We start from the raw sequence: 15,091 nt of genomic DNA, 5'->3' as shown, positions 1-15,091 counted from the left end.
ATGCGTGGACCCGACGAGTATAGACAGACAGTGTACTAGCTCTGTGACGCAAGTATCTCTTTGCAGTTCCGTATCAACTGGTCCATGTCGTCATCGGTGCCGATGGAGATTCGCAGATAGTCACTGATACGAGGCTTGTTGAAATAACGCACAAGAATGCCCCGTTCACGCAGGGCGTGATAGAGGGCCTCTGCACCAGGGGCCGGTGGTTTTGCCAGGATAAAATTCGCCGTGGAGGGAATTGTGTCGAAGCCTAGCTCCAGTAGAGCTTTTTCAGTGCGGCGGCGTGTGGCGACCACTTTGCCACAATTGTCCGTGTGCCAAGCGCGGTCGCGAATGGCTGCCGTTGCCACTTCTTGGGCGATTGCGTCAATGGGGTAGGAGTTAAAAGAGTTCTTGGCGCGCAGCAGCCCTTCAATCAAATGTTCCTGTCCCATGGCGAAGCCCAGGCGTAGGCCGGCCAGGGCATAGGATTTCGACAGGGTATGAATGACCAGTAAGTTGGGGTAGCGGTCGATTAGCTGGGTGGCACTTTCTCCACCGAAATCGATGTAGGCTTCATCGATTATCACTACCCGCTCGGGTTGCAGCTGCAACAACGCTTCCACTCTATCGAGGGATAGATAGCGTCCAGTGGGCGCGTTGGGGTTGGGGATGATAATCCCCCCAGCAGCCCCTGAGAACTCTTCTATATCGAGACTGAAGTCTTCCAAGAGTGGTATGCAGCGGGATTTTATTTCGAACAGCTGGCAGTACACGGGGTAGAAACTGTAGGTGATATCGGGAAACAGCAGGGGCTCTGCGCGGCGGAAAAAACTGTAGAAGCTTAACGCCAGGACTTCATCTGAACCATTACCGACAAAAACCTGTGTGTCGCTGAGGTCGTAGCGCTCGGCAATTGCCGTACGCAGTGCACAGGATTCAGGATCGGGATAGCGACGCAGGGCATCGGCAAAGTCCCTTTGTGCCAAGAGCGTCAACGCCTGGGGTGAGGCGGGATAGGGGTTTTCATTGGTGTTGAGCTTGATTAGGGTTTTGCCACTGGGCTGTTCACCGGGAGTATAGGGTTCCAGTTGTTCCAGGCCCGGGCTCCAAAACGATGTGTTCACTGTTCTACCTCTGGACTGTCGTCTTCTGCGGAAGAGCCGTCCCTGCTCTCTGTTTCTTCTGAATCGTCTTTTTCAATAGGAATATCAAATACTGTCGCGGAGCCGGCAATAAATTCCTGCATGGGCACAGGCTTACGCAACAGCATATTATCGTACTTGAGTTCGGTGGAGATCTCTGGGGTCTCACTGAAATGATCGATCCCACCAATGGTTTCAACCAAACTGAGCCCCAGGAAACCAATCGGTAACACCAGAGCGACAGCCCAGCGCCAGGCACGGCCTAGGTTAGTGGCCAAGTAGCAGGCGCACCAGAGCATGGCCGGCAATATGATGGCGAGCACGAGAAAATCCAGGATCTCCATGGTATCGCCGATGGCGAAATTGTAATTCAGTACGCTGCCGAACCACTCCCACACGGCGTAACTGAGTGCGCCAATCGCAGCGATAGAGAGGTGGGCAAAAAAATGCGTTTCATGGCGTACCACTCGGCCTATAAAAGCCCATATCCCCGCATAAATGACCAAGCCAATAATTGCACTTGCCAAAATATTGAGCGCAATAGTCCACTGGTAAGTGCGCGCATACCCCAGATAACTGAGTAGTACGGTGGAGAGTGCTACGGCGAGTACCAGAAGAGCGGCATATAAAGGCCGAGACATACTGGAAAAGAGGTTTTCCAGTGAGTGCAGGGGGGTAGCTTCGGCTACGTGGTCATCACAATTGAATACCCGTAACCGCGATTTGCCACATTGAATAAGATCCCCGGAGGCAATCTGGTGGGAAGATATTTCTCCAGGTTTCACTGATCGATCTTTGAGGTTACCCAGCAGCTGGCTGCCATTCACGGAATTCAAATCGTGCAGTGTGTAATTGCCGCTTTCATCCCGGCGAATCTCCGCGTGCCGACCATCCGCGTGTATATCCTCAAGAATGGCATCATTGTTGTAGGCGCGGCCCAGGGTGAATTTGTCGCCATCCATGCGGTAGCGCACCTGTACCCGGTGAGCACGGTTGAGTTCTTCAATTATTAGTGCCATTGGATCTCACTCGTGAACTTCTCGGCAAAGGCGTCGGCGGACTCCCGGGTGAAGCCGGATAGGGTGAAGTGGCTGACCAGCGCGCGATTTTTCTGGTCCACGCTGAGGCTTAGGAAAAAGATATCGTAAAGATCGGGGAAGTTTTTATAGCGCCTTACACAGTAACTGGTGCGACTGATCAGGGGCTTTTTACTGCGCTCTGGTTTTGATAGGGGGCCGTTGCCATTGCGGGGTTGGGAGGTGAAATTTTGGCGGCAGCGGAAATTAGTGACGTCTTCTTCTCCAGCACTATTGCCGGGATAAAAGGTGCTCATCTGATGCTCGTATTCCGCGTAGAAGCGCGCGGGTAACAAGTCTTTGGCTTCAAGCCAAAAAAATTCGTATTCCACCCGGCCGGTATTGAACTCATCGGAGAGAAAAATCACATCCTGCCCCGTACAACCTTTATCGATGCGCTTGATCGGGTTATCGTTGTTTTCCTCGCTGTTACCCCAGCACTTGATGGCAGGCACAATCTCTCCGACGACTTTGGCTTCGCCTAGAGAGCGGCGTTGCCAATCCGCCTCGAGTATGGAATCGATAATACGCTGCTGGTTTTCGCGTAACTGCTGGTAAGTTACTTCCTGGAGATCCAGTGCCACATTGCGCTGTTGGAAATGTTTTACCAGGGTGGTGAGTTTATCCACTGGCACCAGAAAGCTTACCTGATTCCCTGCAGTGGCGACGTTAATACCCACTACCTGGCCGCGGGTATTGATGGCTGGGCCCCCGCTCATCCCAGGGTTGATGGAACCGGCGAAATGAATGCGATCATAAAAGCTGCCGCCGGCGATACCATTATATGTGCCGGGAATCAGGGTCATCCCCAGGTCCAGAGGATTGCCGAGAGACACAATAGTTTCGCCCTTTTTCGGAGTCTCTGTAGCGAGTTGTAGATACTCTTTCCCCGGTTTTTCCTGGCGCAACAGGGCCAGGTCATTGACGACGTCGATATCTAAGAGCTCGAGTGTGCCCTTGGTGCCGTCGGTAGAGAGGTATTCCAGTATATATTTATCGGGGTCACTGACCGCCTGGGCGACAACGTGGTAGTTGGTGGCGAGCAGGCCATCGGCAGAAATCTGGAACCCCGAGCCGAGACCGGCTTTCGAGTTGGAGGATTTTTCGATGAGGCGTATTTGATACAAGCTGCCACGGTAATCGCTGTAGAGCTTCTCGTAGCCCTGGGCCAGTGCCAGTGTGGAGAAACAGCAGAGCACCCAGGCCAGAAGTCGGGCGGAAGAATTCGGCATTTTTGTTTGATTAAATTATGGACAGAAACGGTGATACTACGGGATATAGGGTAGTGCAACAAGCGGGGCGCGGTGAAGGATAACCGCTGCGCCCCAACTTGAAAGTGGGCTTCTTAAAGGTAGTCGGTAATTTTTGGCTGTGCCTCTATCACTTTCCGGTGTGACTCTAGGTAGAAATTGGTGAATAAGTCATCCGCTTCTTGTGGGGATATAAAGCCCTCACTAAACCCGGGACTGACCGGGTCCAGGTGCAGGCGTGCGCAATTGATCACATGGGCTGCCAATTGGGCCATATTTTCATCGCCTACAGAGATGCGAATAGTGGTTGGGAAGATTCCCGCCGCCTCCATAGCTTGGGGCGAGAGCTCGGAGTGAGAGGTGAGCGCGGGGCAGAGCACCATGGTATTGGTCTGTCCCAGACTGACCATCTGGCCAAAGGCAGGCTCCAGCGCATCAAAGAAACGCTTGAAAGCTTGAGTTGGGATCTGTGCTGCCTCCATGTCGATACTGAATAGAGGCGTGGGGAATTGGTAGCGCAACAGGGATTCGCGCATCTTGGCGTTTGGGTGACTTTGCACCGCGTGGCTATTTACACGGATTTTGTGGTGGCTGGCGAAGAAATGGCTGAGGCTCAACGTATTAACGCATTTGGTGAGCATACGCATTTCCAGGGTACGCATACCGCAGTGCACCTCCCAGGCCTTATCCGCATCCAAAAAAGCACCTTTGATATAATACACATCCCAGAACATGCACTGGTCCCAATTGAGGCCCTTGGCGCTGTCTCCTTTGGGGATAAACATACGATAATTTTCCCCAATTACCACACCCGCGGTTGCGGCGCCGGTGCCGCCGATATCTTTGGTGTAGGAGTGCACTACAAAATCTGGTCGCTCCTCGCGGTCTTCGCGGCGTAAGGGTTGATAGAGGAAGGGGGTGGCCAGGGTGGCATCCAGGCTGACTAGAATATTTTCCTGATGGGCGGCCTTACAGATGGCCGGCACATCTAGCATGATACCGTGGGGATTACAGGGGGATTCGATATAGGTATGAATCTTGACGCCCGCCGCAAGAGCACTGGTGAAGTCGCGTTGAGTTTCGTTTAATAATTTCTTGAAGTCCTCGCCGCTAGTGCCATCAAACCACACCAGTTGGATGGCCAGTTTATCGGTGCGTGCATAAAAGTCTTGTAATAGCTGGTGTACACCGCCGTAGATATTTCGTGAAACGATCAAAATATCGTCGCGGCGCAGCTGATTGGAAAGTAGTGCGTCAATCGCGGCCATGCCTGAATTAAAGTTCCAGGCCATATATTCATTGGCTGCCGGTCCGCACTCCAGGTCTACAATGGCATTGGCCAGGGAGATGGACGTGGGGTTGAGCAGGCGTGAGTAGATATCGTGGCTGGGCTCGCGGCCGCGGAAGGCGTCGTCGACCCACTCGGTGCAGGCATAGATATAGGTGGCGGTACGCGCGATTACTGGCGTTGCAGAAAAAATTGCCGGGATATTATCGAACAGTGGATAGCCACCGCGGGTGGTGATATTGAAATCGTCTCCCTGCAGGCTTTGAAAGCTGGCCCGCAATGGGTTTTGTAATGTATCTAACAACTTCGCTAGCTGGAAGCTCATAAATCGTTTGGCATTAAAGTAGGCGATTTTATCGGATTTATCTAAGTGCCTTAGGGTTTCAGTGACCTGTCCCCACAATTGGCTCAAATTGCCCTGGGCCCGATACAGAAGTGCGGCCGTTTGCTCTAGCAAGCGTCCGTGCTCTGACTCGGAATCAATACAAAAATGCTGCAGTTGCTCCCGTGCAAGCTCCTCAATGTTAGTGGCTTCAGTACTGTTGCGGCGGGGTGAGAGAATTTTTACATCTTCGAGTTTCGCTTCCATCGTATCCTCGCTATATCATGTTTTTTGTTATTTGGTGACTCTAACAGCCTGAATTGAGGGATAAAACAGTTGGCGTGTAATTCCTTGTAATTGGTCGTGATAGATCTGTAATTCTCAAATCCGTAAAGTAGCATCCAGTTGAGGGGGTACGGGAGTTTGTGAAAGCAGTTTCCCTGCCATGGATGGGCAGCCCCCACAACATATTTTCGGATGGATTTAGTTTTCTCGCGCTGCCGGAGGTGCGGGGGATAGAAAGAATCAGCGTAAGCTGAGCGGACAAGCTGGAACCGACCGGTGCAGAGTCTTAGTCGGAACTTTTGGATGAGCTTGCCCGGGGCACGGATGCCAAATTTTGCTCTTGATAGTGTTGTTGTAACCGTCGATGGTTGGGACCATCATTTCGGGCCGGTAGTATGTATACTGCCGGCTTTTTTTCAAAGCCGAACTGGTTATGATGACAGAGTCACGGACGTATTCTACACAAGATAAAACGTTTTTTGGTGACGCCAAATAACAAATGCTTACAAGGGGATGAACGATGAGCAATTGTGCCGACTTACCCGTACTGGAGTGCGAGGTACCGAAAGAAGGTTTGAAGCTGGATCTGGTTTTAAGGCCGAGAGAGCAAAAAGATGGTGAGCCTCAGTATTGGCCACTGTTTAATGCTGATAACCCGGAAGAACATTTTGGCAATATGCGTTTCAATATTCGCAAGGGTGGGGTGGTAACGCTGAAAATAACCCTGGATCTATCAGAAGTTCCTGGGCGTGAGTTAGAGTTTGTCCGTTACAAGCAAAGCCAAAAGCTAGATGGTATTATTGCGTTAAGCCCGGATTTTCGTCACCAATTCCGTGCTCGTGCCAAAGAAGAAGATGGGGATTACACCAAGTTAATTATCAGGGTTAAGGATAAAGAGCAAATTCCGGATCGCTTTAATTTCCTGTGGATGTGTGTAGACCCTGAGACGGGTATGCATTTCGTCTCTGGGGACCCTTATGCTGCAATTAATCCAATACCTTAAAGGCAAATAGTATCTTTCACAATTTGTGAGGTTTGAGGCTGGAGACATAGTTGTTGGAAAGCGGGTAAGGTAAACCACTCTTTACTCATTCCTTGGTTGATGAGATCTTCAAGGTGGTAGTTTGCTGACTGCCACTCCTCAGCAAGGGAGTAAACCTGTGCGGCAACATGTTTAACATAGGTGCTTTCTGGGGATTCTCTTAACAAATCTTTGATAAGGGCGATTGATGCAGCTGTCATTCCAGAGTAGGCGAGAGCTTCCGCTCTAAATTGTCTATCTTTGACGATTGTAGACTCTGTAGTTAGGCTAATGACTCTTTGGAAGTAGCTTTGAGCATTCTCAAAGTCGGAGAGCATAAGATAGGTTTCAGCTATTTGGGTTAGCATCTGGAGATTATTTGGAGATGAATTTAAGATTCCCAGGTATTCCTGGAGAGCATGTTCGAATCTTCCTTGAAAAAAGTAAACTGTCCCCAGGTTTGATTTTGTGGGCCAGTCGCGTAACTCTTCAGGGATAGAGGTGATTACGTTTTCTGCACTATCTATATTTCCCTTCTCTAGCTCTATAACACCTAGGAGATTATGAGCTTTCCATCTTTCTGGGTACATTTTGATCATTTTTTTTAAGGTTATTCTTGCTGAATCGTAATTGGCTAATGCAAGCTCATTAATAACGATGTAGTAGTAATTATTGAAAGAGGGGTTAAGGGCTGCTGCTTCTTTGGACCAGCTTAAGCTTTGCTTGTAATCACCGTGGATGTATTGGTGGCGGGCGAACTGGCTCAGTAAGTGCGCGGAAGGGTGATCTTGAGCTTCAAGTTTTGCGAGTATTGATTCAAAACCTTGCCTCTCTTCACTTACGGATTTGATGGCAAATTTTGCTTCAAGCAAAACTGTTTTATCAACTCCCATTCCCTCTGCACTGGTTAGGATGCCGAGAGCCTTAGTGAGAATTTGTCCATTATTGGTTGCCCCCCATATTGCTAGGGATGCTTTGGTGTAAGAAGAGTAGAGGTTGGTGTTGGCTGGATACTTGCCAATTAATTCCTCAAGGGTTTTAAGGTCGTTGATACCTACAGTTTGATCGCTGTCAATTTTAGATAAAACTGCTAAATATCGATCATAGTCGTTAGATTCCATTTTGGCGGCCATATTGGGCTTTTTTCGATAGTTTTTAGGAAAAAGCTGGATGGCGCTGTTGCCAATTGTATATTGGGCTTCTTGTATTTTATCGCTCAGGAATACAAAGCTAGTCTGTTGACGAATTTGACTGTCAGAAGGGTTGATTCGCTGCAGCTCAATATTACAACGTAATTTCATGCAATCAAGTCGGGCTAATAAAGCATCCGTAATACCTTTATTTTGCAATATATTTAATTGCTCCTCATGGCTTATATTTTTTTCTGGGGTGTAGCTAACCAAGGCGCTTGACTTTAATTGAGGTGAGGCACTTGAAAGCGCTTGCCTAACCATAGTTCTTACTAACATTTCGCTATTCTCCTCCCCCTGCACAACTCCATTTATTTGAATCGGAAGTATCGCGATATATTGTGGTGGAAGATATGTAAGAGTTTTCCAGCCCCAGAAAATAGAAGCACCGACTATAGTTAAGCCTGTTAAAATGGGGGTTATCAGTCTATGTTTTTTTCGTGGCTTAATAAGTAACTGAGTAACTGTTTCAGAATATTGCAGAGTATTACTATTAATCCCATGTCTACTTATCAGTTCTAAGGCTTCATAGACCTGCTGAGTAGAGTTAGGGCGAAGCTCTGGCTGTTTACTTAACAACCGATCTAGGAGTGCAGCAAGTGGCTTAGGGATCCCGGCCCAAGCTTGTTGCGGTGGAATATGGGGCTTGTTGGTGATTTGCTGGGCAAATGCAAGAGCACTCTTATCGCCGCGTTCAAATGGTTTGTTTCCACATAGCAGCTCATAGGCAATACTGCCTAGGCTGAATAGGTCGCTGCGCGGATCCAGAGTATTTCCCTGCAATTGCTCAGGAGACATAGCCTGCACACTACCGGCGATATGATCTTCTCTTGTTAGCTGCTGGTCGCAGTCGAGGGCTTTGGCAATACCAAAGTCGGTAATTTTGGCCACACCATCATTGGTAACTAGGATATTCTCAGGTTTTAAATCCCTGTGTATAATTCCCAAGCCGTGAGCCTTGCCTAGCCCCTGGCAGATCTGCATCAACAGGTCGAGTTTCTCGGCCAGTGTAGCGGTATGCTCACGCATCCACTCTTTGAGGGTAACCCCCTCAACCAGCTCCATAACGAGGGCGATATTGTGCCCTTCTTCCAGGACATCGTACAAACGTACAATGTTAGGGTGATTTAATCGGGCTAATAATTGCGCTTCACTGCGAAAGCGGGCTTCGGCGGAGTTGCCAGTCATATCGGAGCGCAACTGTTTGATAGCGACCTTTCGACCCAGCTTTACGTCTTCAGCCAGGTAAACAACACCCATACCCCCGGCGCCCAGGGTGCGCTCTACCCGATAGCGACCTTGATATACCTCAGTTTTCTCCAGCGCAACTACGTCCATTGTATTTCGTTCTTTTCGGATGGATGGGGGATTCTACCTGATAGTACATTTTCATGAACCCATCTGTCCCCCCCTCAGAGGAAATGGTTCACGTTATTCCATATCTTTTGGATTGCTATCGGTTGCATAAACCCGCAATTCAGTGAGCCCGCTACCCATCGCTTAGTCGCTGTCTCAGCGGGAGTAGCCTCTGTGAATTACTATTTGCAGTAGTATTTACTTGAGAGAGGCTTATTAACCGTGGCGGAGTATTTGATAAATAGAAGTTTGAGCTACGGTTAAGTCACCTAAGGCAGTAGGTTCAGGGTTTGTTACTATTTCCCAGAAGATAGCTATGACCCTAGAAGTAGACTGTACCTACCTCTTTCTAAGCAGTAGGCACAAGTCAACACCCCTTCGGGTTAGTAGCCAATAGAGCCTTAGGGCTTTTGTAAGAACGCCCTAAGGCTCTACCTCGAGACTCTCAGTTTTTGCCTCCAGCTGAGTGCCTTTATAGATTTCAAACTGGGGGCACCCCAGGCGAATCTCCCAGGAGCGTCTTTCCACCAAATTTGACGTATCGACGGCATCGGGCAGTGACTCTGAGATCTGCTTGCGCGCCCGGAAGATCTGTGTATTCAGGTGGTTGACGGTGATGCCCAGTTCATGGGTGGCAACCTGGATGGAAACCCAGCCTTGCGAATCAGTATCCATGCCGCTTTGCATATCGCGGAAGCGAGCCCGCGCGAGATAAAGCAGCAAGTAGTTGTGGATGCGAGCCGGTAGGGTCTGTTTCATGCCTTCTCGTTGTAGTTGCAGCTGCACATGCTCTTCATGGGAGCTAACTGAAAAGCGCAGGCCGAAATCCGTAATTGAAAGCTGCTGCAAGGAGAGCTCTTTGGTGGCGCCCTGGTTGTCAGCGAGGAACAGTTGCCAGCTGTGCAGGCCGCAGTCGATGCGGTCTCCGTGGTTGACCAGCATCTTTTCGCCCTCGGCGGAATTACTGGTGAACTCGTACTGCCACTGGGCGGTGACGGGGCTGAAATGCAAGCTGGCGAGGGGTTCACTTTCATCCGGCAGCAGGTGGTATTGTTCGAGGGGTTGGGCTTCGCCGGTCTGCAGGTCGATCAGCAGGTTCTCTGGGGCATCGAGATTCTCAACAATCCAAGCTGGGTTATTGACTCGGCCGAAGCAGATTGTGTCACCCGTTTGTAATGGGTAGCTTTTGGCGGGGACGAGTTGCTGTCCGTTCAGCCAGGTCCCATTGCGGCTGAGATCGCGAATATTCCAATGGGTGCCGGTCCACTGGATAGCTGAGTGGATGCCGGAAATCTCCGCGCTGGTAATACGGGTATCCACGGCACCCTGGCGACGGCCTATGGTGTGGTGTGCCATCAGGTATACGGGTTGGTCCCTATCTGGATGCTGTAAGCAAGCCATTATTTTGTCCTTTTACTCCGGATGACTCCGGGCGCTGTGCTGGAGCTTCTCGCCATTTCGGCGCTGATTCACTGTTCACCGATGGGCTTATTGACCTGGGCGACAATACACTAATCCCAACATACTCTTAGCCAAAACTCGTCCCGGCTATATTTCTATGTCGCTGACAGTCAAGCCGTGTCGTTAGCCTTATTGGGAAAGCAAGTGCTTACCTGCAGGTATCGCAAATTGGAGGCTGTTTGATACTTAACCTTGGAGCGAATGCAATCACTATTGCCCATAGTTGCTATTTTCACTGAAAAACTCAACTGTCGTCAAAAGTACTGTAATAGTTCGTGCTTACTTAGTGTGAGCTAGTTATAACTTTGTGTCTGCTAATCGGTCTTTTTGGGCCCTGAAACGATAGTCAAGAGTGATCTCTTCCTCATCTGTGAGATTGGCAGCTGTGATTTCTTAATGGAGTCATTTTTTGCAGCTGAATGGGGCGGTATTTAGTGGCTCCGAGTGGAAATCGGCAAGATCGTTTACTTGGTACTAATTTAATGGATTTGTAGGCGCTGAAAAATGCCAAATTAGCGACATTTTCTGCCAGGTGGAGTTCTTGTTGTACAGTTTTTACCCTGCTGGTCAATGAGCGTTTGTTTGTCAGCTTCGCTGACGGAGTTGCGGTAGCCTGTAACTTGGGTATTTGCGGTGCTATGCACATACCTTTACGGTCAGCGTAAGTAGGGGCCCGATCTTTATGGAAGTCGGGCCCCAATGAAATTATCTTATTTTAGGCGGCTCAAATACGCACACCTTCAATATCCAGAATCATTTCAACTTTTTGGGAGGCCGGGCCCAGATTGTAATCAATACCGAAATCCTTTAGGTCAAATTCCGTGGTACCACTAAAGCCTTGGCGATAACCGCCCCAAGGGTCCTTACCACCGCCAATGTTGGTGACATCGATGGTTACAGGCTTGGTGACTCCGCGCAGGGTCAGCTCACCTTTTAGTAGGGCTTTACCACCTTCCTGGGGTTCAAAGCTGGTGCTCTTGAACGTTGCGGTAGGAAATTTTTCTGTATAAAGAAAGTCGGTGCCGCGCAGGTGTTTGTCACGCTCGGCGTGGTTACTGTTGAGGCTGGTTACATCGATATTAACGTTGACGGTAGATTTTTCTGGCGTTTTGTCATCATAGAAAAATGAACCGTTGAAATCATCAAAGCGGCCATACAGCCAGCTGTAGCCCAGGTGCTTAATGCGAAACTGCACAAACGCATGAGCGCCTTTGGTGTCAATTTTGTATTCTGCAGCATGGGCAGTTGTGCCCATCAGGATGGCGAACAGAAAAGCGGTGAGCTTCTTCATGTGGAGGTTTCCTTTTTTGTGGTTGTGTTAATGTTTTGCTCTTCGGAGCGAAAGGGGCTAATGGGTAGACCTAGCATTTTGCGCAGGGTGGCATCCCGGTCAATAAAGTGGTGCTTGAGGGCTGCCAGGGCATGGAGGCTCACAAGGACGATAAGTGACCAGGCCAGGATTTCATGTAGGCTGCCGGCAAGGTCTTCCTGGTTGGGAATCCCCTGGATGGTGGCCGCCACGCTAAACCAACCAAAAACATCAATGGCGCGCCCATCGGCAGTAGAGATCAGGTATCCCGACAGCATTATGGCGAAAAGTAGTAGGTAGATCAGGGCGTGAGTGGCGCTGGCAGCCAGTGCCTGCCAGCGTGGGATATTCGGTTCGTCTTTTGGAATTGTATTTATCGTCCGCCACAGCAGGCGCAGCACCAAGGCGACTAGCAACAAGATACCGATGCCTTTGTGGATATTGGGAGCCTGCTGATACCAGGGGTCATAATAGGACAGCTGGCGCATCCACCATCCGAGTACAAAAAGACCGATAATTGCCGGTGCCATCAGCCAGTGCAGGATAATGGCGACCCAGCCGTAATGGGTTTGATTATTGCGGGCCTTCACGCTGTACCTCACCTCCAGAAGCTCTTTACACACCGGCCCGGTGAGAGAAATCTTCCCCAGAGGCCATCAAAAAGCCTCAGTGTCCACAATGGACCTGGAATCCTGAAGAGAACAGGGAAGCCCGAAAGGGCCCCTTTCTATATCCGGCCGGTTAGTACAGTATTTATTGGCGCTAGGGTATCGTTTTTACAGCCTATGACCAATGGCTGGAGGGAATCTTTGGAAGGGGGTTCAAAAAAGGCTGAAGTGAGCGCCGCTCATAGAGGAAGTCCTTTTTTATTAGTGCGCGCGGTTTTGGCTCCCCTCGCGCTCTGCGGCCTGGAGTATTCGCTCGCAGGCACCCCGATCCAGTGCTGAAGAACGCTGTGCCAACTGCTCGGCCAGCCAGCTGGTGGAATGATGTTCTCCATCCAGGGCTAGCTGTTCGAGCTGCCAGATAACATTGAGTAATAACTGGCGCTCGAGTTTGTCATCGTTTTCTGGGCTGGAAAACAGTCGAGGTTCCAGTCGCTCCAGGTCGCTGCGTTTCAATACCAACTCTGCCAAGCTGGGATACCAGCGGCCGCTGAATGGTTCTGGGCGCTGATGATAGTCAAAACTAATACGCAGGCGGTTTCCCTCGGTATCTTCAAGTAAAGGAGTATCCTGCTCATAGGCGGGTAGGGCGGGGCTGTGGCGGAGTATCCCGACCACTGCGCGCCAGTCACTGCGGTTATCTGTGCACAAGCGCAAGGGTTCAACCAGTTCCCTCTGCCCCTGGCGGTTAAGAAAGGTCAGCTTTTGCCCCGGGCGATACCAATAGAGGTCGAGAAGCTTTTCTTCGGCCAAGTCAGCGAGGTGGGTGCTGGTTAGGGGTTCTTCCGCCAGGGCGCTGAGGTGGCTTACTGCCTGTTGCACACTCAGCCACTGCTTGCGATGGAAATGTTTGCCGTTGGTGGTCCCCATGCGTTACTCCCGTCTCGCGATATGCACAATATTGAGCAATCCAGAAATGATGCCGCCCAACTGGGAGTTGCTCGCTGATATGGCTGGGCTCTTTTCACTCGTGAATCTGTAAGCTGTGATTGCCGTTTGTTATCCGCCTGAAAATATCCGTATTGACGGGTAATACGGCGCAAGTATGTGCTGCCGCTAGCCAAGACCAGATTATGAGTTTAGCAGCCGTATATTCGCGTACGTGTGGCTTAGGACGCCAGGGCTGGCGAAAATCACTACGGGGACTGGGATGAAAAGGTGAGTCATGCTACTGGCCGCGGATGTACAATGGCACTTTTATTTGCCCGGGGATCTTATGACGTTACGACAGGCTCTTTTATCGCTACTCTTTTTTGCATCCCTGTCTGCGACTGTTGCCGCGGGGGTTTCTCCTCGGGCTCAGGAGGCTGCTGACTATGCGGTCAGTAAATATGAAACGGCCATGACTGAAACCCTGGCTAGCCTGGTGCGTTTCGAGACAGTGGCCCGCGAAGATCTACCCTTGGCTAGCAATCCCGAATTTACAGGTTTTAAGAATGCCTTGCGAAGCAAGGCCCAGGCCCTGGGATTGGAGTATCAAGATTTTGGTCATGTCGTGGTGATCGCCCTGGGTGAGGGCTCAGAAAAAGTGGGGATTGTTACCCATGGTGATGTCCAGCCGGCCAACCCTGCCAAGTGGCAGAAAAGCCCCTTTGTCCTGGATGCAGAGAGCGAACCGGGCAAATTGATTGCTCGTGGCAGTGAGGATGATAAGGGCCCAATAGCCACAGCCCTCTACGCAATGAAAGCGATCAAAGACCGCGGAGTGCCGATGAAGCGCAGGGTTGAGCTTCTGGTCTATTTAGCAGAAGAGTCTGATTGGGAGCCTCTCAAGGACTTCCTGAAAACCTACCCCACTCCCACTTATAACATCACTATTGACGCCAACTACCCGGTGGTGACTGCGGAAAAGGGCTGGAGCGAGGTACAGGTCAGTACTAAGGGTGTCTTGCCGAAAGGTTTTGATAAGCCCTACCTTGAAAATTTCTCCGGTGGTTACTTTCGCAGCCAGGTACCGGATGAGGCCTCTGCGGTGTTGGCCAACGCCACTTCAGAGTTACTCGCAGCCATTCGTGCACGAGCGGCCACACACAAAACCGCCGTGTTTGAATTTACTGAACCGGATGACAAACTGGTGATCTCTGCCCGCGGTGTAGCCACCCATAGCTCAGAACCAGAACATGGGGTCAATGCGGTCGCTTATCTGGCGGATGTGCTCAGTGTGCATCAGTGGCCGAACAATGCGGCGGGCGCGACGGTGCGTTACCTGAATGACCTGGTGGGTACGGGTATCTTTGCCGAGCAGTTTGGAGATATCGCCTACAGCGATGAATTTATGGGCCCCATGACGGCGGCTGTTACCATGGTGAAAGAGACAGACTCCGGTCTGACCAGTTATCTCAACTTGCGCCGCCCTACGGGCAAGACGGCCCCACAGCTGGAAAAAGAGATTCGTACGGCTCTAGCCAGCTGGCAGGAGCGCACGGATATTGCTCTGGCTGATACGGCTATTTCCCTGGGAACACCCTACCGTGTGGATGATGCACCCCATGTACAGCCACTATTGCAGGTTTTTCGCCACTTTACCGGTATGGAAAAAGCTGAGCCCGTAGCCATTGGTGGCTCGACCAATGCCAAGTTGCTACCTAATGCGGTCAGTTTTGGACCCTCTATGCCTGGCGCTGCTTATACAGGGCATTCCGAGCATGAATTTATTACGGTTGAACAGTTTCGGCTGAATTTAAAAATGTATACAGCCATGATGATTGAGATAGCCAATCTTTAGGTTGGCTATCAATAGA

At 50.4% G+C, this 15,091-nt stretch carries 11 protein-coding genes; 2 read left to right on the top strand and 9 right to left on the bottom strand.

All coding sequences use genetic code 11. The annotated features are described in order from the left end of the window. Positions 1–35 precede the first annotated feature (35 nt). From hisC to ACCI51_RS01370, 4 genes are all read right to left on the bottom strand, one after another. On the bottom strand, positions 36–1,109 hold the full coding sequence (hisC, locus tag ACCI51_RS01385; protein WP_371842326.1) for a histidinol-phosphate transaminase: 1,074 nt from the start codon (positions 1,107–1,109) through the stop codon (positions 36–38). After that, a complete protein-coding gene (locus tag ACCI51_RS01380) occupies positions 1,106–2,146 on the bottom strand; it encodes an FHA domain-containing protein (protein ID WP_371842325.1) in 1,041 nt (346 codons plus the stop codon). Before ACCI51_RS01380 ends, hisC begins: the two co-directional genes overlap by 4 nt. Further along, a complete protein-coding gene (locus tag ACCI51_RS01375; protein ID WP_371842324.1) occupies positions 2,137–3,435 on the bottom strand; it encodes a S1C family serine protease in 1,299 nt (432 codons plus the stop codon). The genes ACCI51_RS01380 and ACCI51_RS01375 overlap by 10 nt, the downstream gene beginning before the upstream one ends. Before the next feature lie 113 nt (positions 3,436–3,548). After that, positions 3,549–5,330, bottom strand: coding sequence for a trans-sulfuration enzyme family protein (locus ACCI51_RS01370; RefSeq protein WP_371842323.1), 1,782 nt, complete (start codon positions 5,328–5,330; stop codon positions 3,549–3,551). 538 nt (positions 5,331–5,868) lie between these two features. Between ACCI51_RS01370 and ACCI51_RS01365 the strand changes: the two genes are divergently transcribed. Beyond that, positions 5,869–6,351 (top strand): hypothetical protein, encoded by a 483-nt coding sequence (locus ACCI51_RS01365; RefSeq protein WP_371842322.1) that lies wholly within the window; start codon positions 5,869–5,871, stop codon positions 6,349–6,351. Here the strand turns inward: ACCI51_RS01365 and ACCI51_RS01360 are convergent. The 5 genes from ACCI51_RS01360 to ACCI51_RS01340 form a co-directional block, all read right to left on the bottom strand. Next, a complete protein-coding gene (locus ACCI51_RS01360) occupies positions 6,348–8,897 on the bottom strand; it encodes a protein kinase domain-containing protein (RefSeq protein WP_371842321.1) in 2,550 nt (849 codons plus the stop codon). The two genes, ACCI51_RS01365 and ACCI51_RS01360, sit on opposite strands and share 4 nt — an antisense overlap. 441 nt (positions 8,898–9,338) lie before the next feature. Next, positions 9,339–10,316 carry an FHA domain-containing protein gene (locus tag ACCI51_RS01355; protein ID WP_371842320.1) on the bottom strand — a complete coding sequence of 326 codons (978 nt, stop codon included), beginning with the start codon at positions 10,314–10,316 and terminating at the stop codon, positions 9,339–9,341. A 784-nt stretch (positions 10,317–11,100) separates the two neighbouring features. Continuing rightward, a complete protein-coding gene (locus tag ACCI51_RS01350) occupies positions 11,101–11,667 on the bottom strand; it encodes a YceI family protein (protein WP_299579715.1) in 567 nt (188 codons plus the stop codon). Further along, complete coding sequence (locus tag ACCI51_RS01345; RefSeq protein ID WP_371842319.1) at positions 11,664–12,275, bottom strand: cytochrome b; 612 nt, start codon at positions 12,273–12,275, stop codon at positions 11,664–11,666. The genes ACCI51_RS01350 and ACCI51_RS01345 overlap by 4 nt, the downstream gene beginning before the upstream one ends. A gap of 279 nt (positions 12,276–12,554) precedes the next feature. Beyond that, on the bottom strand, positions 12,555–13,220 hold the full coding sequence (locus ACCI51_RS01340) for a hypothetical protein (protein WP_371842318.1): 666 nt from the start codon (positions 13,218–13,220) through the stop codon (positions 12,555–12,557). A gap of 346 nt (positions 13,221–13,566) precedes the next feature. On the opposite strand from ACCI51_RS01340, the gene ACCI51_RS01335 reads away from it, so the two are divergent. After that, entirely contained in the window at positions 13,567–15,075 is a 1,509-nt protein-coding gene (locus ACCI51_RS01335) for a dipeptidase (protein WP_371842317.1), read from the top strand. The last annotated feature ends 16 nt before the right edge of the window (positions 15,076–15,091 follow it).

Source organism: Microbulbifer echini (genome assembly GCF_041447225.1).
GTDB lineage: Bacteria > Pseudomonadota > Gammaproteobacteria > Pseudomonadales > Cellvibrionaceae > Microbulbifer > Microbulbifer echini.
Note: the sequence above shows the minus strand (reverse complement) of the source record. Positions and strands in the feature narration are given on the sequence as shown.